General features: G+C 42.1%; 18 protein-coding genes and 1 pseudogene. 16 read left to right on the forward strand and 3 right to left on the reverse strand.

The window, feature by feature from the left end; all coding sequences use genetic code 11:
* Positions 1–10 precede the first annotated feature (10 nt).
* From L6773_RS19185 to L6773_RS19205, 5 genes are all read left to right on the forward strand, one after another.
* Positions 11–607, forward strand: coding sequence for a porin family protein (locus L6773_RS19185; protein ID WP_237856189.1), 597 nt, complete (start codon positions 11–13; stop codon positions 605–607).
* Positions 608–754: 147 nt separating this feature from the next.
* Entirely contained in the window at positions 755–1,576 is an 822-nt protein-coding gene (locus L6773_RS19190) for an inositol monophosphatase family protein (RefSeq protein WP_237856190.1), read from the forward strand.
* Positions 1,577–1,581: 5 nt separating this feature from the next.
* Positions 1,582–1,998: a hypothetical protein gene (locus L6773_RS19195; protein WP_237856191.1), complete on the forward strand. Its 417-nt coding sequence runs from the start codon at positions 1,582–1,584 to the stop codon at positions 1,996–1,998.
* A 5-nt stretch (positions 1,999–2,003) separates the two neighbouring features.
* Entirely contained in the window at positions 2,004–3,296 is a 1,293-nt protein-coding gene (locus L6773_RS19200) for a bifunctional lysine ketoglutarate reductase /saccharopine dehydrogenase family protein (RefSeq protein WP_237856192.1), read from the forward strand.
* A gap of 88 nt (positions 3,297–3,384) precedes the next feature.
* A complete protein-coding gene (locus L6773_RS19205) occupies positions 3,385–4,401 on the forward strand; it encodes a Fe(3+) ABC transporter substrate-binding protein (RefSeq protein WP_237856193.1) in 1,017 nt (338 codons plus the stop codon).
* A gap of 260 nt (positions 4,402–4,661) precedes the next feature.
* Here the strand turns inward: L6773_RS19205 and L6773_RS19210 are convergent, their stop codons facing one another.
* Both L6773_RS19210 and L6773_RS19215 read right to left on the reverse strand, forming a co-directional pair.
* A complete protein-coding gene (locus L6773_RS19210; protein WP_237856194.1) occupies positions 4,662–6,368 on the reverse strand; it encodes an ABC transporter permease in 1,707 nt (568 codons plus the stop codon).
* A gap of 12 nt (positions 6,369–6,380) precedes the next feature.
* The gene (locus tag L6773_RS19215; protein WP_237856195.1) at positions 6,381–7,841 is read right to left on the reverse strand and encodes a phytoene desaturase family protein; all 1,461 of its coding nucleotides are present in this window, start codon (positions 7,839–7,841) and stop codon (positions 6,381–6,383) included.
* 222 nt (positions 7,842–8,063) lie between these two features.
* On the opposite strand from L6773_RS19215, the gene L6773_RS19220 reads away from it, so the two are divergent.
* The 4 genes from L6773_RS19220 (at position 8,064) to trpS (ending at position 14,163) form a co-directional block, all read left to right on the forward strand.
* Positions 8,064–10,373, forward strand: a complete 2,310-nt coding sequence (locus tag L6773_RS19220) for a S8 family serine peptidase (protein WP_237856196.1) — start codon at positions 8,064–8,066, stop codon at positions 10,371–10,373.
* Positions 10,374–10,609: 236 nt separating this feature from the next.
* A complete protein-coding gene (locus L6773_RS19225) occupies positions 10,610–11,317 on the forward strand; it encodes a DUF2238 domain-containing protein (RefSeq protein ID WP_237856197.1) in 708 nt (235 codons plus the stop codon).
* Between the two features lie 209 nt (positions 11,318–11,526).
* Positions 11,527–12,993, forward strand: a complete 1,467-nt coding sequence (gene trpE, locus L6773_RS19230; RefSeq protein WP_237856198.1) for an anthranilate synthase component I — start codon at positions 11,527–11,529, stop codon at positions 12,991–12,993.
* A 183-nt stretch (positions 12,994–13,176) separates the two neighbouring features.
* Positions 13,177–14,163, forward strand: coding sequence for a tryptophan--tRNA ligase (gene trpS / locus L6773_RS19235; protein ID WP_237856199.1), 987 nt, complete (start codon positions 13,177–13,179; stop codon positions 14,161–14,163).
* 69 nt (positions 14,164–14,232) lie between these two features.
* Here the strand turns inward: trpS and L6773_RS19240 are convergent, their stop codons facing one another.
* The gene (locus tag L6773_RS19240; RefSeq protein WP_237856201.1) at positions 14,233–14,589 is read right to left on the reverse strand and encodes a four helix bundle protein; all 357 of its coding nucleotides are present in this window, start codon (positions 14,587–14,589) and stop codon (positions 14,233–14,235) included.
* A 103-nt stretch (positions 14,590–14,692) separates the two neighbouring features.
* On the opposite strand from L6773_RS19240, the gene L6773_RS19245 reads away from it, so the two are divergent.
* From L6773_RS19245 to L6773_RS19275, 7 genes and pseudogenes are all read left to right on the forward strand, one after another.
* Positions 14,693–15,277, forward strand: a complete 585-nt coding sequence (locus tag L6773_RS19245; protein ID WP_237856202.1) for an anthranilate synthase component II — start codon at positions 14,693–14,695, stop codon at positions 15,275–15,277.
* Between the two features lie 14 nt (positions 15,278–15,291).
* Entirely contained in the window at positions 15,292–16,329 is a 1,038-nt protein-coding gene (gene trpD, locus L6773_RS19250) for an anthranilate phosphoribosyltransferase (protein WP_237856203.1), read from the forward strand.
* Between the two features lie 2 nt (positions 16,330–16,331).
* Positions 16,332–17,156, forward strand: coding sequence for an indole-3-glycerol phosphate synthase TrpC (trpC, locus tag L6773_RS19255; RefSeq protein WP_237856204.1), 825 nt, complete (start codon positions 16,332–16,334; stop codon positions 17,154–17,156).
* 3 nt (positions 17,157–17,159) lie between these two features.
* Complete coding sequence (locus L6773_RS19260) at positions 17,160–17,807, forward strand: phosphoribosylanthranilate isomerase (RefSeq protein ID WP_237856205.1); 648 nt, start codon at positions 17,160–17,162, stop codon at positions 17,805–17,807.
* Between the two features lie 98 nt (positions 17,808–17,905).
* Positions 17,906–18,283, forward strand: a complete 378-nt coding sequence (locus tag L6773_RS19265) for a four helix bundle protein (RefSeq protein WP_237856206.1) — start codon at positions 17,906–17,908, stop codon at positions 18,281–18,283.
* Positions 18,284–18,374: 91 nt separating this feature from the next.
* Positions 18,375–19,571, forward strand: a complete 1,197-nt coding sequence (gene trpB, locus L6773_RS19270; RefSeq protein WP_237856207.1) for a tryptophan synthase subunit beta — start codon at positions 18,375–18,377, stop codon at positions 19,569–19,571.
* 735 nt (positions 19,572–20,306) lie between these two features.
* Positions 20,307–20,790 (forward strand): annotated as a pseudogene (locus tag L6773_RS19275) (hypothetical protein); the annotation flags it as partial.

Below are 20,790 nucleotides of genomic sequence, written 5' to 3' on the forward strand. Positions count from 1 at the left end.
TTTATATCAGATGAGTAAGTCTATAATTTTATTAGCATTAAGTTTTTTTATAAGCTGCAATCTTGTTCATTCGCAGGATATTGAAGAAGCACATCCGGCTGACAAGGGTTTTTATATCGGAGCTTCACTTGTAGGGACCAGTTTTCAGTTGGATGCCCCGGGACTTGGTGATGAAACGGATACCGGCGGCGGACTTGGCTTAGAGGGGGGATATAACTTCAATAGAAATTTTGGCCTCTTTCTCTCATTGGATGGCTCAAATATGAGTCCGGATAATGGTGAAGATTATAATTTAGTTCATTTCGATTTGGGTGCTGAAGGTCGCCTGGGGAGTAGTGGCAGCAGTTTTCGGCCTTTTGCAAGGGCATCGTTATTGGGAATGGCTGCTACTATTGAAGATGACGGATTTGAAGCTGAGATTAGTGGTACCGGTTTTGGATTGGGAATCGGAGTTTACTATTTCATCAACAGTCAACTTGCCTTTGATCTCGGGTATACACACAGCTGGATCACCATCGATGAACTATCGATCGGTTCCGTGTCGGTAGAGGTGGATGAAAATGCAACGACCGGCCGCCTGGGATTGGGTTTCTCCTACCACTTCTAACAGTTTATTAAGTATTTGATCTTCTATGGTTCACTGTTTTCGAACGGTGGGCCATATTTTGATTTCAGTTAATTGCAATTCTTTTTGATGATATTGGTGAAACAACGATATATTTCAGCTTAGTTTTCACCTATCATATAAAAAAACATGAATTCAGATTTAGAAGTCGCAAGGAAAGCCGCAAGAGAGGGTGTTCGTACCATCAAAAAGTACAAAGAGAAGGGGATCAATATTGAACAAAAAGGATTTCATGACCTGGTCACCGATGCCGATATCGCGACGGAAAAAGCGATCATTAAAGTGATCAAAGAACACTTTCCCGAGGATGAAATACTGGCTGAGGAGTCAACGGCCGAGGACCAATTAAAAGATTCGAGAACCTGGATTATTGATCCTATTGACGGTACAACTAATTTTGCACATGGTTTCCCGATGTACTGTGTGTCTGTAGCCATGTGGGAGAAGAAAGCACCAAAGGTGGGTGTAGTGATTGAGGTAACACGCGACGAAGAGTTTACAGCTATTGCGGGTGAAGGAGCCTGGCTGAATGGGGAAGCAATTCGGGTTTCCACCAAAAGTGAACACAAAAAAGCATTTGTGGGTACCGGTTTTCCATATAATGATCTCTCATTGATTGAACCCTATCTCAACTTGTTTCGCAAACTGATGCAGGAGTTACAGGGGATTCGCCGTCCGGGGTCAGCTGCATATGATCTGTGTTGCGTTGCCTGTGGTCGTTTCGACGGATTTTACGAGTATTCACTTCATATCTGGGATCTTGCAGCCGCTGCCCTTATTATTAAAGAAGCCGGCGGTGTTATAACTGATTGGGATGGGGAGGACCGATGGGCTTTTGGTGAGAGAATTGTGACAGGAAATTCCAATACTCATACATTTTTACTGAAAATGATCGGGGAGTATATCCCGGAGGAACAGAGACGTGTGGTTACTGCTGAACATTCACATTAAAAGGAATGAGATTTAGCGACTACTTAACACTTTCTTATCTCTATAAATTACTGGACAGTAACAAGATTGGTGTAGGTATCCTGGCATTCAGTTTTCTTTTCATATTTACTATGAACCTCGCAACCTTGCTTACGACCGTTTTGATTGCCATCGCTATTCCTTTTTCACTTTATATGCTGTTGGTTCTCTATATGCATCGAAAAAGAGGATGGATTTACGGCTTTATAATTGTCATGGGAATTTCATTTATCCCTTTATTCCTTTCCAATGATAATCTGCTTTTGCTTGCATTGAAATTCACCCCGCTTTTGACATTTGTATTGTACACCATGGCACTTAGATTAAAAGTAGGCGAGTGGCTAATGGAGATGGAACACGAAAGAGAAATGACAGACCTTTTGAATAAGATTACAAAGAATTGATAACTATGAATCGTATTGGAATCAGGCACGAGGACAAATATAAATTCGAACGCAGAACTCCAATCATGCCCGAACATGTTGCTGAGTTGACAGAGAATGGTGTTTCAGTATCTGTGGAGCATTCCGGCAAACGTATTTTTTCTGATCAGGAATACAAAGAATCGGGTGCGATGATTGCAGATCATCTATCTGATTCTGATCTGATTTTTGGGGTGAAGGAGATGCCGGAAGATTACTTTCAGGAGGGCAAAGCCTATGTTTTCTTTTCACACGTCATAAAAGGTCAGCCCTACAATATGCAGATGTTGAAGAATATTATCGACAGCGGGGCTACTCTAATCGATTATGAAAAGATTGAAGATCAGGATGGGCAACGGTTGATTTTTTTTGGCCGATTTGCAGGCCTTGCCGGGATGATCAATACACTTTGGGCGACCGGTCAGCGCTATAAAGAACTTGGAGTCCACTCGCCTTTAGCGGGGCTGAAGCAGACCTACCGATATGAATCTTTGAACGATGCCCGGAAAAGTATCAGTGAAGCAGCAAAAAAAATCAGTGATAACGGATTACCTGATCTCATGAAACCATTGATCATCGCTGTTAGCGGAGATGGAAATGTATCGAAGGGAGCGATGGAAATTTTAGACCTGCTTCCCGGCCCGTATATATCTGCAGAAGATTTAAAAAATGGAGATTTCGATCAAAACCAGGATATCATTAAAGTTAATTTATTAGTGGATGATTATATGATACCCAAACAAGATCGACCTTTTGATCTCCAGCACTATATCAACAATCCTGAACAGTATGAGTCGTCGATTGAGGATTACTTGCCGAATATCAACGTGTTTGTAAATGGCATTTACTGGGATGAGAACTACCCGAGATTGATTACGAAAGATTGGTTGTTAAGGAAAAATGAGTCCGGCGAGCTGAATTTAAAAGTAATTGGTGATATCACCTGTGATATTCACGGCTCAGTGGAATGTACCGAAACGGCAACGGCGATTGGAGAACCGGTTTTTGTTTATGATCCTGTTAATGACAGTTATCGGATGGGGTTTGAAGGCAGTGGAATTGCTGTGATGGCTGTCGATATATTACCAAGTGAACTTCCGAAGGAGGCATCTATTCATTTCAGTAAAGCTTTAAAACCCTACCTGATGACTATGGCAGTGGCCGATTTTTCAGTTTCTTATGAAGAACTGTCGTTGCCCGACCCCATCAAAAGTGCAGTAATTGTACATCGCGGAAAACTCACACCGAAATACAGCTACCTGGAGTCCTATCTGATTTAAAAACAGAATACAATTCAAGTTTGCAATAGCGGGTATGGTTCTCTTATCTTATTTAGAATTAATCCAAATTAACTTGATAAGCATAAAAATGGCTAACAAAAATCTTCTAGTACTTCTCTTGGGACTTATTTTTATGATTTCGTGCTCAGAAAGCGAGGTCGTAAATATTTACTCTGCAAGGCATTACGATACAGATCAGCAACTCTACGATGGCTTTACGGAAGAAACAGGAATTGAAATAAACTTGATTGAAGGCTCAAGCGATGAGCTCATCGAGCGAATTAATAATGAAGGGGTGAACAGCCCGGCCGACGTTTTAATTACAGTTGATGCAGGCCGACTCTGGCGAGCCAAGGATGCGGGTGTACTGCAGCCGTTCGAATCCAATTATCTGAGTGAAGCCATCGACAGTGAGATGCGGGATCCGGAAGGTTACTGGGTTGGACTTTCCAATCGCGTGAGAGGTATTGTTTATAATACAGAGGCTATTGAAACCGGCGAACTTGAAGGGTATTGGGAGCTTGCCAACGATGAATGGGGAGGACGCATCTGTATTCGATCTTCCAACAACATTTACAATCAATCTCTGGTTGCTTCTTTGATTGAACGGCATGGTGAGGAAGAGACTGAAGAGTGGGCAAACAATTTTGTTGAGAATTTTGCGCGTTCACCGCAGGGTGGCGACACCGATCAGATTCGAGCGGTTGCCGCAGGGTTATGTGATGTAGCCATTGTCAATCACTACTACCTGGCTCGTTTGATGCAATCTGATGCCCCTGAAGACCAGGAAGTAGCAGCGCAAGTAGCGATGTATTTCCCGCCTGCAGAATATGGGGGAGCCCATGTGAATATTAGCGGTGCAGGAGTAGCTGCAAACTCACCAAACGAGGAGAACGCCATTCGATTTATCGAATACCTGGCAACAGAAGAAGCACAGCAATACTACGCCATTGCCAATAACGAATTTCCGGTTTTAGATGAAATGGAACTGCCGGACGTACTCAACGAATTTGGTCAGTTTGACACAGATGGAATTAATGTTGCTGCTTACGGTAGTAACAATCCGGCAGCTATTCGTGTGATGGACAGAGCCGGCTGGCGGTAGTATTCTTTTTCTGAAGACATGGTATTTTTTTAAATATCTAAGAAGTTTTGATATAGCATACATTGCTGTGTTAACAATGGATGTTTTGCGAGCACGAAAAATACCATGTCTCAGCAACGTTTTGTCCCAGTCTCAAGACATGGTATTTTTCATACCAGTATGAAGTTAAGATCTGGCAAAGATGTTATTGCTATTTTTAAATTCATGAATGGCTTCAAAAAATACCATGTCTATCTTAAGTGATCGGATGGCTCTTAAAGTTACTCCTTCTCTTCTGTTTTTCGTGTCCTTGCAATCGATCGGCTCAAAATAAATACGGGTACCAAACCTACCAGTATGATGGCTAAAGCCGCACCCGAAGATTCTGCGAGCCGCTCATCTGAAGCTAACCTGTAGACCTGAACGGCCAGCGTATCAAAATTAAAAGGGCGAACAATTATTGTGGCCGGTAACTCCTTAATGACGTCGACAATTACAAGCATAATCGCTGCAAATAGGCTTCCGGACATGATCGGCATGTGAATTTTTCGAAGGATTTTTCCAAAGCTATAACCCATTCCTTCGGCCGCTTCGTCCATGCTTGGGGTCACTTTCCCTAGACTGGCTTCAACCGTATTGTAAGCGACGGCCAGGAATCTTACAACGTAGGCGAAAATCAAGGCAAAAATAGTCCCGCTCAGCAAAAGGCCTGTTGAGAGGCCCAAGGTATCACGCATCCAGCTATCCAATGTGTTATCAACCCAGCCAAAAGGAATAAGAATTCCCACAGCAATGACCGATCCCGGAATGGCGTATCCCATCGACCCAATTCGTGTAGCTGTTCGAGTGAGAAGATTGGGATTGAGGCGAACTCCATATGCCATCACCAAAGCTACCGCTAAAGCAACAAAACCGGCTATAAGTGCCACCAGAACCGTGTTGAAACTAAACTCAAGAAATCGTGAATCGACGGCGACATCAAAGTTTGCAATCATCATGTCGGTGAGGATTATTGTTGGAAACAGAAATCCAATCAAAACCGGCAGGGAGCAAAAAAGGGTGCTGCCCCATGCTTTCCATCCGTTGAGTTGATAGACGGACAGGCGTTTATATCGTCCGGTTGTCTCCTGTTTGAGACTCATCCTGTTGCGACTGGTCCGTTCAAGCAGAATCAGGAAAAGGATAAAGATCATAAGAAAAGCTGCAAGCTGCGCTGCTGCTGCCCGTTCACCAAGTCCAAACCAGGTTCTGTAAATTCCGGTAGTAAAAGTTTGAACTCCGAAATAATCGACTGTTCCGAAATCGTTCAGAGTTTCCATCAAAGCCAGCGCCATTCCCGCTGAGATTGATGGACGTGCAAGGGGTAAAGCAATTTTGTAAAAGCTTTGAAGTGGTGTAGCTCCTAAACTCCTGCTGGCTTCAAGCAAAGAGTTTGATTGTTCCATGAAGGCCGCTCGTGTAATCAGATATACATAGGGAAAGAATACGAAAGACATCATGATAATGGCCCCGCCGATAGACCGGACGTCGGGGAAATAGTAGTCTCCCAAACCCCAACCGGTGAGATCGCGAATCATGTTTTGCAAGGGACCGGTATAGGCTAAGAAATCGGTATAGGTATAGGCCATCAGGTAGGCCGGAACAGCCATCGGAAGAATCAATAGCCAGTTAAAATATTTGCTCCCCGGAAACCTGCACATGGTTACCAACCAGGCGTTTCCAACACCGAGGATAAAGACCCCGGCACCAACACCAAACATTAAAATCAAAGAGTTTTTGATATAATCCGGAAGTACAGTTGAAGCCAGATGCTGCCAAACATCTCCGCTGGGCACAAAAATATTTGCAGCTACGGTCAGAACCGGTATTGAGACAAGTAAAGCGATTAATATCGTGGTAATATTCCACCATCCGGATTCCGATTTAATATTCCCAGAACCAGGCCATAAATCACTTTTTCGCGTCATTTCAAGAATATTTCGAATCATCAAAGAGCTGCTTTAAATCTTGAATTTCCATTGGGAGGGCTGACGATCGAACTCCTCTTTTAATACAAGATTGGCTGCGTGATACCCGCACATGCCATGAACACCTCCGCCGGGTGGAGTGGAGGCGGAACAGATGTAGATTCCTTCAGCAGGGGTTGCATAAGGATTGATAAGATTGACCGGACGGGTAAATAGTTGGGTGATGTCCTGACGGCCTCCATTAATATCGCCGCCGATATAATTGGCATTGTATTCCTGGAAATCCTGTGTATTCATTGTAATCTTTTCTTCAATAACATCCCTGAAGCCAGGCGCAAATCGTTCGATCTGGTTTTCAATCGCTTCTGTCATATCTACTGTTGAACCATTGGGAACATGGCAATAAGCCCAAAGCGTTTCTTTCTCATTCGGTGTTCGGGTTTTGTCAAAAAGGCTTTGTTGGGTAACAAGTACATAGGGATTTTCAGGGTGTCCGCCTTCATCCATCTCCTTTTCTGAGGCCGCAATTTCATCGAATGTCCCGCCGAGATGAACGGTTCCCGCTTTTCTGCATTCTTCATCTTTCCAGGGTACCGGCTCTTTCAAGATATAATCAACTTTAAAGACACCGGATCCCCTTTTAAATTTTGTTAATTTTTGCTTGTAGGATGGAGGAAATCGATCTCCAGCGATATCTGAAACCTGTGACGGAGTAAGATCAAACAATATAGCTTTCGATGAGGGGAGTTGATCCAAAGAGCGAACGGGAAACCCGGTTTCTATTTCTCCGCCCAGTGATTTAAAGTATGAGGCCATTGAGTTGGCAATCGACTGCGATCCTCCCTCGGCAAGAGGCCAGCCACCGGTATGAGCCGTTCCAAAAAAAACAAGTGCTATAGCGGTTGTGGCTATAGCATCCAGCGGTAGAATCGAGTGGGCGGCCATTCCTGCAAAAAGAGCTTTCGCTCGCTCAGTCTGAAATCTCTTCTGAAACAGGGAAGCAGGTTGTAAGGCATTCAAACCAAATAAACCCATCTGGATCGGATTTTTTGGAAACCGTAACGGTCCAAGGAAATCTCTGCTCAGGCCATCCCAGTTTTGAGTAATGGGTTCAACTATTTTTTGATACAGTTTACTGTCATTTTCCAGATGCAGTGCTGTTTTATAAAGATCATTGAATAAAGCTACGGGAGGTTCATCATCAAGTGGATGTGCGGCGGGAATTTTTGGGTGAATCCATTTCAGTCCATATTCTTCAAGCGGTAGTTGCTTCAAAAAGGGTGCAGAGGCCGCCATGGGGTGGATCGCCGAACAGATATCATGCAGGTAGCCAGGGTTGATTAACTCCTTCGTACGCATACCACCGCCAACCGTATTGGAAGCCTCAAATATTTTTACGGAATACCCTTCAAGAGTCAACCGAATACCGGCTGCAAGACCGTTTGGGCCGGAACCAACAATTAGAGCATCATACGTCGATTTTTTTCCTTTCAATGGATCTGACTGAGTTCAAAATTTTACAGGTCCAAAGATACAAATGATCATTCAAAGCTGAATAGATAATAGAAAATAAATGGCTTACCCGTAAGCATTAGAAAAAACTAATAAATATCTTTTATAATTATTAGGAATTTCTAATATTAAAGTGTTTGGCTAAATACAAAAGGGGACAAGCATACTGCGTTGAACTCCTCTCTAAATTTAAAAAAGGAAAAAATGAGATTAGATAATATTATCCGTCATGTCTTAATAGCAGTTGGAATAGCTTTACTGTTTGGTATAACAGCATGTGATACCCCAACATCTAACATTGATGACCAAGAAAAAAAAGTTGAGAGTACAGAAACTGAATTTAGTTCAATTAAGAATGAAAAAATTAAAAACAGTTACATCGTAGTTTTTAAGAACAATGTAAACTCTGTTAAGAATACATCTAACAATATTGCATCATCAGCAAATGGGAAAGTAAAGTACACGTATGAGCATGCGATTAAAGGATTTGCATTAGAACTTCCCGAACAAGCTTCTGAAAACGTTTTGAATTCTATTCAGAACAACCCAAATGTTGATTATGTGGAACAGGATATGAAAGTCCAGGCATTTGGAAGTCAAACCAACGCAACATGGGGGTTGGATCGGTCTGATCAGCGAAGTTTGCCCCTTGATGATGTCTATAACTATTCAACAACCGGAGAAAATGTAACTGTTTATATAGCAGATACGGGTATCAACTATTCCCATGTTGATTTTGGTGGGAGAGCATCATTCGGTTTTGATGCATTTAACGGCGATGGTGAAGATTGTGATGGTCACGGTACTCATGTTTCAGGTACGGCGGGTGGATCTCAGTGGGGAATCGCGAAAAATGTTGATTTAGTATCCGTCAGAGTTCTTGACTGCAATGGAAGTGGTTCATATAGTGGAGTTATTGCCGGAGTAGACTGGATCACAGCAAATGCGAGTGGGCCCTCTGTTGTAAATATGAGTCTTGGTGGGGGCGCCAACTCTGCGTTGGACACTGCTTTGGAGAATTCTATAGCAGCAGGCATAACATACGTGGTAGCTGCCGGGAACGGTAATGCTGATGCATGTAACTACAGTCCGGCAAGAGTTCCATCGGCAATTACAGTTGGTTCATCCACAAGTTCTGATTCACGTTCTTCTTTCTCAAACTACGGGAGCTGTGTAGACCTTTTTGCGCCTGGCAGTAGCATTACGTCTGCTTGGATTGGAAGTACGACAGCCACAAATACAATAGACGGGACCTCCATGGCCTCTCCTCATGTTGCGGGAGCTGCTGCCCTTTACTTGTTTGCGAATTCAAGCGCGACGCCATCTGAAGTTGAATCTTCGTTGATATCAATAGCTACTCAGAACATTATTACCGGCAGCAACACAGAAAACAACCACCTTCTTTATACCATTTTCGATGGTTCAGGAGATGATGGAAGCGGCAACTCAGTCCCAATTGCAGACTTTACCTACAGTGCAGATTATTTGAATGTTCAGTTTACTGATGGCAGTACTGATTCTGATGGATCAATCTCAAGTTGGTCCTGGGATTTTGGAGATGGGGGAACTTCTACTTCGAAGAATCCATCTCATACTTACGGCCAAGGCGGAACCTATACTGTTTCTCTGACAGTGACTGATGACGCAGGGGATTCAGGTTCAATATCGAAAAGTATTACAGTCAACGAACAAGTTAATGAGGAATCACCAGTTATTGATTCATTTAATATCAATTCATATCAAACGGGGCCATGGAATCGTGCAGATGTCTCATGGTCAGTTTCTGATGTCAACTCTAATCTTTCATCGATTAAAACCGAGTTAATGAACGGTACTTCAGTTGTTGAAAGTCTGACCAGTTCATTAAGCGGAGGATCGGTTTCTGGAATACATGAGCACAGATCAAAAAATAACGTGGATGCTGTCCGACTCACCGTAACAGATACAAATGGTAACAGTACTTCATCAACAAAAAATCTTGACGGATCTGATGGCGGAGATGGCGGAAATTCAACGCCAACGGCCGACTTCATTTACAGTTCGGATTTCCTAAATGTACAATTTACGGACCAAAGCACTGACTCAGATGGTTCGATTACCGGTTGGTCTTGGGATTTTGGAGACGGAGCAACTTCCGGCACTCAAAATCCAACACATACGTATTCTCAAGCGGGGACTTATACGGTAACATTAACAGTAACAGATGACGTTGGAGGCACCGATTCATATTCCAGTTCAGTTACAGTTGATGATGAGAATACAGGAGACCCAGCTGACATAATTCTGAACGCTAACGGCTACAAAGACAAGGGAAGATGGACAACAGATCTTACATGGAGTGGAGCTACTTCGAGTAACGTAGACATTTACAGGGATGGAACAGTGTTGACTACAACAAGCAATTCAGGAGCCTTCACGGATAACACAAGCTTTAAAGGTGGTGGATCCCTCACGTACCAAGTATGTGAATCGGGCACGAATACATGTTCAAGTGAAGTAACTGTAAACTTTTAATTGATCAATTTACTTATTTAGTGGAGCCGCTCTTATAATATAGGAGCGGCTCTTTTTATTATATTAGCTTCGTAAATATAATGCCTAAAGATGTGCCAAAAGCTTGTGATGAATGTAGTTTTGCTGAACATCAATTAATCTTTCCAGTTGAAGTTAAATGAACTGATATGTTCATTTAGTGTTTGCATTCATTATACTGAACAAATCCTCTGCCAGAACCTGTTTTAAAAACTAGAATGAATCAACATCCCGAAAAGAAGGAATCTGGAAAACCACGAAAATCTCCCAAAAGTGAACATCAAATTCACAGTTATTTTAACCTGGTTTTACTGGTAATATTGACTATAGAATGGGGATATCTTCTCTATGATCAGCAATGGCTTTCCCTCTTTCTTGTATCTTTGATCATATCCAGTCTTCTCGCGCCTGTCCTTTTTAAAAATAAAATGGATCTCGAACTGCCGGCCGAATTCCATTTTATGGCAGTTCTATTTGTTTTTGCAGCGCTATACCTTGGTGAGATTCAGGAATTTTATCGTCTAATTTGGTGGTGGGACATTGCTTTGCATACAACAGCCGGTCTAATGATGGGAATTGTTGGATTTTTGCTGGTCTATATTTTGAATGAAAGTAAAAACGTAGAACTTCAAATGAGTGCCGTGTTCATTGCTCTTTTTGCATTCATGTTTGCAGTTACAATCGGTACAATCTGGGAAATCTTTGAATTTACAATGGATCAACTTTTCGGATTTAACATGCAGAAAGAGATGTTGGGTGATCCTTCCGGTTTAACCGATACAATGTGGGATATAATTGTCAATGCATTTGGTGCCCTGATTATTTGTATCAATGGTTGGTGGTATCTGAAGAAAAGACAGGATTTTTTTATTAGGTCCCTCATTCAAAAGTTTATTGAAAGGAATCCGTCTTGGTTTCGCAGATAACTTTTAAAAAAGTTACCACAACAGTTGCATTTTAAATGTTGAACAGATAGTTTCTTCAATCATGAAAAAAAGTTCAATGCATAACAATTGGTGGTGGCACGGTCAAACAAACCTGGCAGTGGAATCACTATGATCTGAACTATATTTAAAAAGATTTTTTCAAAACCCACTGCAGTATTCTGGAGTGGGTTTTTTTATTTCTGAGATTTATGACATTTGAAACATTTTCAAAGTTAGCACAAAATTATACGGCAATCCCGGTCTCCCGGCGAATGCTGGCCGATATTTTAACCCCGGTCTCATTGTTTTTATCCATTCGTGAAGGTGCCAGCTATCCGTTTCTGTTGGAATCGGTTGAAGGGGGTGAAAATCTTGCTCGATATTCATTTATCGGCTGCAATCCCTACCAGGTGTTACGTGTGGATGATGAAGGGGTGAGATTGATTGATCCCAATGAGGGTGCTGATGTTCTTGATGAATCGTACTTTAAAGCGTTAGATCGCTTGATTCATCAACACTCTGAACCAAAGCTGCCCGAACTTCCGCGGCTCACCGGTGGGGCGGTTGGATTTTCTTCTTATGATACCGTACGCGAAGTTGAGTACCTGCCTGATATTCCGGCTGATGATCTGCACACACCCGAAGCGATCTGGTCATTCTATGATGAGGTGTATGCCTTCGATCATGTAAAGCAGCAGATCGTATTGATGAAAACCGTTTTTATTGACGAGGAAACCGATCTGCGTGAAGCATACGATTCGGCAACTGAATCATTGGATCGAATGGAAAAAACAGCTGTCCGCCAGGTAAGGCAGGGCGGTTCCTTTAACCTGGATGCCGAGCATCTCTCCAGCAATATGGAGCAGGATAAATTCCACTCCATGGTGGAGAAGGGCAAAGAATATATCTACGAAGGTGATATATTCCAGGTGGTTCTGTCCCAGAGATTTGAAGTTCCGTTTGAAGGTGACAGTTTTACACTCTATCGCGCACTGAGGATGGTGAATCCGTCTCCTTACCTGTTTTACCTCGACTTCGAGGGATTTTCTCTTGTCGGATCTTCTCCGGAAGTATTGGTTCGTGTTACTGATACTGAAGTGAGATTATTGCCCATTGCCGGAACGCGTCCGCGTGGTAAAACCCATGAAGAGGATTTGGCGCTTGAAGAAGATCTCAAACAAGATCCGAAAGAGATTGCGGAGCATATCATGCTGGTTGACTTGGGACGGAATGATCTTTCTCGCGTCTCAAAATCAGGAACGGTTCACTTGGAACGGAACCAGAGTATAGAGCGATTTTCACATGTGATGCATATTGTCTCTGATGTGGTTGGAGAGATCGCAGAAGACAAAAATTCGGTCGACGCACTGATGCAGTGTTTCCCGGCCGGGACGGTCAGCGGTGCACCAAAAATCCGGGCGATGGAGATCATAGACGAGCTCGAACCGACTAAACGAGGACCTTATGCCGGAGCAGTCGGATATTTCGATTTCTCAGGGAATATGGATACCTGCATTGCCATTCGCACCATGCTGGTCACAGATAATCGCGTGTTCATCCAGGCCGGTGCGGGAATTGTAGCCGACAGCGATCCACAAAAAGAATTTGAAGAAACCAAGAACAAAGCCGGCGCCCTTGTTGAAGCACTCAGCGTAGCACTCGAAATTACAACTTAGAAACTGAAAAAAGGCCGGTGCAAGCGTCTCACTTGTACATTGGTAAATTACAACATAATGACTCACGCAAGTTTGTAACTTGTGCGATTTAGAAATCAGTCACAAACTGATCGAAGGGGATGATCCCCGGAATGAAATTTTGAAGTAAAATTTGATAAATAAACGAAGTACCACCATCAAAACATGAGTAAAAAGAAAACAATCTTATCAGGTATTCAACCCTCAGGAAAACTTCACATCGGGAACTATTTTGGAGCGATGCGCCAGCATATCCGCATGCAGGAGGAGGGAGATGCCTTTTATTTTCTTGCCAACTATCATTCACTGACCTCCATAAATGATGGAGAAAGGCTCAAAGAATATACGCTGGACGTTGTATTAGATTATCTTGCACTGGGGCTCGATCCCAATAAGTGTACATTCTTTGCGCAATCTGATGTACCTCAAACAACAGAACTGGCATGGATTTTAGGAACGGTTACCCCTGTTTCTCTGATGGAAAAAGGAGTCTCTTATAAAGACAAAGTTGCTCAGGGCCTGAACCCGAATATTGGTTTATTCAGTTATCCTATTTTGCAGGCTGCAGATATTTTGATCTATCATTCTGACCTGGTTCCGGTGGGCGAAGATCAAAAACAGAACATTGAAATATGCCGAGATCTTGCAGGTAAGTTGAATCGGGCTTATGATGATGAACTTTTGAAAATTCCCGAGGAATATATCGTTAAAAGCGTAGCAGTTGTTCCGGGTATCGATGGACAGAAAATGAGTAAATCCTACGATAACACCATTCAAATTTTTGATGAAGGGAAGTCCCTGAAGAAACGGGTGATGTCCATTCAAACTGATTCAACTCCGCTTGAAGATCCGAAAGATCCTGAGTCTTGTAACGTTTTTGCATTGATCAAACTCTTCGCCGATGAAGATCAGAAGAGTCAGATTGCCGAAAAGTATCGATCAGGTGGATATGGATATGGTCACGCCAAAAAGGAACTGTTGGGAATGATAACGGATTACTTTGCTGAGGCCCGGGAAAAGCGAAAAGAATTAGAAAAGGATATGGATTACGTCCACGACGTATTGAAAGAAGGCGGAAAAAAAGCACGTGAACGAGCGGAAACCGTTATGGAACCGATCCGGTCTGCAACTGGATTATATAGAAGCTTTTAAATAATAGTAGCAAGTATTGAGTAGCGAGTAGTAAGATTTTCACTCTACTCAATACTTGTAGAACTGAATTTAGTTTTCTGAAAGCTTTTTGATGAATGAATAAAGCATTTTTTGAATTTCAGTTAAATCATTGTTGAGCTTATTATAATTCGAATCGTCTAAATAATTTAATTCTTTTGAAATGATAAGTTGAGTTTCCAGCTCAAATGAAGAACCATATGCGATATGTAAAAATCTTGAAAAATCTTTATCTGAATTTCTTCCGGCACCCTCTGCAATGTTCGAACTGATTGAGATTACACATCTTCTGATTTGTGAGGTAAGCCCATATAGTTCATGTTTGGGATAATTTTGAGTCGCCATATAAACAGATGTAGCTATTTCAACAGATTTTTTCCAGACGGTAAGTTCTTTATAATTATGCATTCTACTTTTTGATTTATTGATGGTTAGTTCTATCTATATGAACCAATTTTCTCGACTTCCTTACAAAAAATCTCAATACTCACTACTTGATACTCAATACTAAATGATACTGATAATCGACAATTACGACTCCTTCACCTACAACCTGGTTCACATTGTGGCGACGGAAACGGACGATTACAAAGTGATTCGCAACGATGCGATGACCGTGGAGGAAGTCCGCGAATTGAATCCGGATAAAATTCTTATCTCGCCCGGACCCGGACGACCGGGGGATGCAGGCATCACCGAAGAACTCATTGATACACTTGGATCTGAAATTCCCGTCCTTGGAGTCTGTCTTGGGCACCAGGCAATTGGAGATGTGTTCGGGGCAAAAGTGGTTTACGCACCCACTTTGATGCACGGAAAAACATCGGAGATTTATCATGACGGGAAATCTGTTTTTGATGGAATTGAGGAAGGTTTTACAGCTACTCGATATCATTCGCTGGTTTTAGATCCCGATACGATTCCAGAGGTACTTGAGATTACGGCCAAGACAGATGACGGCGTGATTATGGGAGTTCGACACAAATCCTATCCCATCGAAGGAATTCAGTTTCACCCAGAAAGTATTTTGACAACTGAAGGTCCAAAGATCGTTAAGAACTGGCTGAAGATGAGCTATCAAAAAGTCAAAGTTTAAAACAATTAAATATTGTGAGTAAAACATTTACAGAAATACTTGAAAAAGTTTCTAATCATGAACATCTCCCGGCTGATGAAGCCTCAGCAGCAATGCGGCTTATTTTGCATGGAGAAATTTCCAACGAGGAGATCGCCGCATTTTTGATGGGAATGAGAATGAAAGGGGAGACCGTCATCGAGTTAACCTCTTTTGTAAAAGAGATGCGTGAAGCCGCAGTTCGTGTTGAAGTTGATACGACAAATGCCGTGGATCTTTGTGGAACAGGCGGGGATAAATCCGGAACGTTTAATATCTCCACAACCGCCATGTTTATTGTAGCAGGTGCAGGTGTTCCGGTTTTAAAACATGGAAATCGAAGTGTATCCAGTAAAAGTGGTAGTTATGATGTTTTGGAATCTCTTGGAGTGGTTCCGAATCTGCAGAAAGAGCAGGTTGAAGAACTTTTTAAAAAGACCGGAATGGCGTTCATGTTTGCACCCAATTTCCATCCGGCGATGAAATATGTGATGCCGGCGCGCAGAGCTCTGAAGATGAGAACCTTTTTTAATATCCTCGGTCCGCTGGTAAATCCGGCGAATGTAAATTGTCAGGTGATTGGAGCTTTTAATAAAGAAACGGCTCAAAAAATGATCCAGATCCTGGGTAATCTTCAAACAGAAAATGCTTACACCGTAAATGCTCATGATGGTTTAGATGAAGTCAGCACCACATCACAAAGTGAAATTTTTGAACTCAAAACGTATCTCAGCGGCGATTCTGTAACTTTTGACCCGATCTCTCTTGGGTATGAAAAGACAGATCACAAATCTTTGTTGGGCGGAGATTCGAAGAAAAATGCTGAGATTATGCTGAGCATTTTGGATGGAACATCAACCCGGGCTCAACGCGATATCGCTGAGTTAAATGCAACTTTTGCGATTCGTGCATCAAACATTACGGTTGACCTGGAAGAGGCGAAGCAGATGGCTGCTGAAAGTATCGATTCCGGGAAAGCCCGCCAAAAACTGGATCAGTTTATCAAAGAATCACAAGCGATTGCAGATCAATAAGTATGGCAGATATTCTTGAAAAAATAGCCAGTCAAACCCTCGAAGACCTCAAAAAGAGAAAGCGGGAGATCTCGTTTCGGGATCTGGAATCTCTGAAAGGGTATGAGAAGGATCGGCTCAACTTTGCGGAAGCATTAAGGAGCGACTCCGTTTCTATCATTGCTGAAGTAAAAAAAGCTTCACCTTCAAAAGGAGTGATTCGGGCTGACTTTGATGCTCTGAAAATAGCGGATGCCTATATCGAAAATGGTGCCTCAGCGATTTCCATTTTGACAGACGAACCCTTCTTCCAGGGATCCCTCAAATATCTTGAACAGGTTTCGGATATTTCCTCTATCCCATTGTTGCGCAAAGATTTTATTATTGATCCATATCAGGTTAAAGAAGCCAAAGCATACGGAGCAGATGCCATACTTTTGATAGTTACGATGTATGAAGGGAATCAGCTGTCCGAGCTTATTGCAGCTGCAAACGAATTTGGAGTTCAGCCATTAGTAGAATGTTATGAGCAGGAAGAAGTTGAAAACTTAGATTGGGATGAGGTCCAAATTTTGGGAGTCAATAATCGCGACTTGAAGAAGTTTGAAGTGGATCTCCATCGTGGAATTGAACTGCTTGAGATGGCTCCGGATCAAGTTGTTACAGTTTCTGAAAGTGGAATTCATAAACCTGAAGATTTGATGAAACTGTATAAGCATAACATTCATTCTGCTCTTATAGGAGAACATTTTATGAGGCAAACTGATATTGGTGATGGTTTGAAACGATTCATCGATGAGTTCGAAGAGTTGAAAGCGAAAAGCAGCTATACGGAAGAGGAAGCTTAATATATGGCACAAAAAGTGGACACGAGAACAAAGGTTAAAATTTGTGGCATCACAACATTGGAAGACGCACGCTTTGTAGCCGGAGCACTCGCTGATTATCTTGGATTTATCTTTTACGATGAAAGCCCTCGGTACATTGAACCGGCAAAAGCAGGAGCCATCATCAACTGGATTGAAGGACCTCAAAAAGTGGGAGTTTTTGTGAACCAGGCGTTGGACGATGTTAATGATATCGCTACACAAACAGGAATAGACCTCGTTCAACTTCATGGAGATGAATCGCCGGGATATTGCGATATGATTAATTTCCCGATTATTAAAGCTTTTCATATCACCTCAGAAACTGAATCGGGTGAATTGGCGTCGGACATAGCCGACTATAAAAACTCAGCCGATTACTTCCTGTTTGATACCAAAATCGAAGGGCTCTACGGCGGAACCGGGCAAACCTTTGATTGGTCGCTTTTAGAAAATCTCTCAATGGGGAAACCGTTTTTTCTCTCCGGTGGATTAAATGCTGATAACGTTCAACAAGCGATTGAAAAAGTATCACCGGATGTTGTGGACTTGTCCAGTGGATTGGAAGAATCACCCGGATTAAAGGACTTTGATAAGATTGAAGAATTTTTTGATGTGATGAGGAGGGTGTGAGTTTGTGAGTTCTGAGTTGATGAGTTTTATAGTTGGGAAATCCTTGAATAAATTTACACTCACTAAATAAAGAACTCATCAACTCAAAAGACTCTGTCATGGAAAGTGAATATTACTTCAAATTTGAAGATTTAGAGATGTACCAGAAAGCATTGGATTTTGCAGATGTTGTTAATGGTCAAGTTAAATCATATCCAAAACACGAAAAGTATCAACTAGCTTCTCAATTTATAAGAGCGGCAGATTCCATAGCTCTTAATATTGCTGAAGGTTCAGCAGGATCTCATGCAAATTTTAATCGATATCTACAGATGGCTTGGGATAGTGCTCATGAGTGTGTCGTTTGTAGTACCAAGTCACGGAGAAGAGTTTATATCTCAGAAAAAGTGGATGAAGAAAACCGAGCTGCCGTAACTGAGTTATCTAAAATGATTACTTCTTACAAAAAGTATTTAAAGAAAAAAATGAAAACGTGAGTTTGTGAGTCTGTGAGTTCTGAGTTGTTGAGGTTTTTTTTCTCATCAACTCATAAAACTCATCAACTCAAAAACTCAGAACTTAACAACTATGAAATACACAGCACCAACTAAAACAGGTTATTTTGGCGAATACGGGGGGAAGTTTGTCCCCGAAATTTTGATTCCGGCTATTGAAGAGTTGGAAATTGCCTACGAAGAAACGCAGAATGATCCGGTTTTTCAGAAAGAGTACCATGATCTGCTTCAAGAGTACGTGGGGCGTCCGACGAAATTAACATATGCTAATCGTTTGACTGAGCACTATAGACGGGGGAAAATTTATCTCAAGCGAGAAGATCTGTGTCATACCGGGGCTCATAAAATCAACAATGCCATTGGACAGCTTTTGCTTGCACGAAAGATGGGGAAAAGCCGAATTATTGCAGAAACCGGGGCAGGTCAGCATGGTGTTGCAACAGCTACTGCATGTGCTAAGTTTGGTTTCGATTGTGTAATCTACATGGGTGCTGAGGATATGGAACGCCAGAAATTAAATGTGGATCGTATGCAGCTTTTGGGTGCTGAAGTTCGTGAGGTCACAAGCGGTTCACAGACACTAAAAGACGCCACAAACGAAGCGATTCGCGACTGGGTAACCAATGTTGATGACACATTTTATATCATCGGTTCGGTCGTTGGGCCGCACCCATATCCCATGATGACACGAAATTTTCATCGTGTGATTGGGGAGGAGACAAAGGACCAGTTGAAGAAAGAGGAAGGTCGTTTGCCGAATTATCTGTTGGCTTGTGTTGGTGGCGGCAGTAACGCTATTGGTTTTTTCTATCCGTTTCTTGAAGATGAGGATGTAAAAATGATTGGAATTGAAGCCGCCGGCCTGGGAGCAGATACCGATCAAACGGCAGCTACCCTCACCAAGGGAACGCGAGGTGTTTTGCACGGCTCACTCAGTTATCTTCTGCAAAGTGATGAGGGGCAGATTCAACTGGCGCATTCCATCAGTGCAGGATTGGACTACCCCGGAATCGGACCGGAACATTCATATCTCTATGATACTAATCGGGTTCATTATTTTGGTGTTACGGATTCTGAAGCGATGGCTGCAGTAAAACTGTTGTCCATAAAAGAGGGAATTATACCGGCTATAGAGACTGCGCACGCTTTAGCTTATCTCGATAAATTGATGCCGATTACTCAAAAAGATGATATTGTGGTTGTGAACTGTTCTGGCCGTGGTGATAAAGACATGAAAACAATATCTGAATGGTTCTCCGAGCAGAAATAGGGGCCAAATAAATACTTGCGGTTTGAATATACCCGAACAATTCAATTAAGCTTTAATTGGGTTTTACTGGACCTTAGAAAGGGTTTGAATAATCTGTTTTAGAAACATTGAACTAAAAAAATTCCCATTTCACTGGTATACTGAACAAGAGCAGTTAGGGAAGGTTCATAATTGCAGCAGAAGAGTCGTTATTATATCAGAATAAACAGTTGAGATATTTTCCGTAAATCCCCGAAATTTTTTTGAGTGCAAATCAACTTTTCCAATGATTTTAAATATTGTTTTAGTATTTAGAATTTTATAATTAGGTAGTGAAAACGTTTGCAAGACAGCTGCTAATCATGCTGATGTATTCGTTGAAGAGCTGTATAGCCGGGGTAAGAGACCGTTCTGGAAATTATCACCGGTGAAGTTACTCTCGATTATTATTGATAAATGTGGCCGCGAGTCTTATAGTGAATCCAATTGATAAGTGACACTGAAACGAATGGATAAACTTAGTTAACGAGTCCGGGAGAAGTACGCCTTCAAGAAACATTGGATTAAATCGGTGAAGATTTCTTGTTCAGGACTATTTTGGCTGAACAGGTGACGAGAACTGACGGAGCAGATCCAGAAGATCTCCATAAATCCCCGGTAATTAACTACTTTATGTATATTCTAACACAAACGATAACTGTCTTTGGACAAGCCGAGTTTTCCGGGTTCTTTTTTTAAACTATCTATTTGCCCATTATGAAAAGTGATATGAGAAAAGCGATTACGTCTCAGTCAACCATCTTATTTATTCTTTCCCTATTAATTTTATTACCTGTCTCCCTAAACGCTCAAACAGAAGGAATCGCTGAATTTACTGTAAAGGCTGGTTCCGTGGACCGCATAAATGTACCGGTAGGTGTGTCCCTGGAAAATCTCCCGGTCGGTTTACAATCCGGCCAAGTATTGCAGCTCTATGAGGTCAGAGACGGGGAAGAGCACCCAATAACTTCTCAACTCGATGCAAACGGTTTTCAGAAGTCCCTGCGGTGGATTTTATCAGGAGATACCCCGGCTGGAACAACCCGAACATTTATCCTGAAAAAAGAATCGAACAGCAGCATTGTCAACCCTAAAAACTCTATTCGAGTTACTGACAGTGGTGAGGATTTAACCCTGAGAATTGATGGAAAAAATGTATTGAGCTATCGCCATGCAGTAACATCTCCGCCGGAAGGGGTTT

Origin of the sequence: Rhodohalobacter sulfatireducens, from assembly GCF_022012475.1 — a bacterium.
GTDB classification, from domain to species: domain Bacteria; phylum Bacteroidota; class Rhodothermia; order Balneolales; family Balneolaceae; genus Rhodohalobacter; species Rhodohalobacter sulfatireducens.

What these genes read in the sequence shown, in the direction of transcription:
- L6773_RS19185 (WP_237856189.1), top strand. Translation starts at nt 11, where the DNA reads ATGAGTAAGTCTATAATTTTATTAGCATTAAGTTTTTTTATAAGCTGC.
- L6773_RS19190 (WP_237856190.1), top strand. Translation starts at nt 755, where the DNA reads ATGAATTCAGATTTAGAAGTCGCAAGGAAAGCCGCAAGAGAGGGTGTT.
- L6773_RS19195 (WP_237856191.1), top strand. Translation starts at nt 1,582, where the DNA reads ATGAGATTTAGCGACTACTTAACACTTTCTTATCTCTATAAATTACTG.
- L6773_RS19200 (WP_237856192.1), top strand. Translation starts at nt 2,004, where the DNA reads ATGAATCGTATTGGAATCAGGCACGAGGACAAATATAAATTCGAACGC.
- L6773_RS19205 (WP_237856193.1), top strand. Translation starts at nt 3,385, where the DNA reads ATGGCTAACAAAAATCTTCTAGTACTTCTCTTGGGACTTATTTTTATG.
- L6773_RS19210 (WP_237856194.1), bottom strand. Translation starts at nt 6,368, where the DNA reads ATGATTCGAAATATTCTTGAAATGACGCGAAAAAGTGATTTATGGCCT.
- L6773_RS19220 (WP_237856196.1), top strand. Translation starts at nt 8,064, where the DNA reads ATGAGATTAGATAATATTATCCGTCATGTCTTAATAGCAGTTGGAATA.
- L6773_RS19225 (WP_237856197.1), top strand. Translation starts at nt 10,610, where the DNA reads ATGAATCAACATCCCGAAAAGAAGGAATCTGGAAAACCACGAAAATCT.
- trpE (WP_237856198.1), top strand. Translation starts at nt 11,527, where the DNA reads ATGACATTTGAAACATTTTCAAAGTTAGCACAAAATTATACGGCAATC.
- trpS (WP_237856199.1), top strand. Translation starts at nt 13,177, where the DNA reads ATGAGTAAAAAGAAAACAATCTTATCAGGTATTCAACCCTCAGGAAAA.
- L6773_RS19240 (WP_237856201.1), bottom strand. Translation starts at nt 14,589, where the DNA reads ATGCATAATTATAAAGAACTTACCGTCTGGAAAAAATCTGTTGAAATA.
- L6773_RS19245 (WP_237856202.1), top strand. Translation starts at nt 14,693, where the DNA reads ATGATACTGATAATCGACAATTACGACTCCTTCACCTACAACCTGGTT.
- trpC (WP_237856204.1), top strand. Translation starts at nt 16,332, where the DNA reads ATGGCAGATATTCTTGAAAAAATAGCCAGTCAAACCCTCGAAGACCTC.
- L6773_RS19260 (WP_237856205.1), top strand. Translation starts at nt 17,160, where the DNA reads ATGGCACAAAAAGTGGACACGAGAACAAAGGTTAAAATTTGTGGCATC.
- L6773_RS19265 (WP_237856206.1), top strand. Translation starts at nt 17,906, where the DNA reads ATGGAAAGTGAATATTACTTCAAATTTGAAGATTTAGAGATGTACCAG.
- trpB (WP_237856207.1), top strand. Translation starts at nt 18,375, where the DNA reads ATGAAATACACAGCACCAACTAAAACAGGTTATTTTGGCGAATACGGG.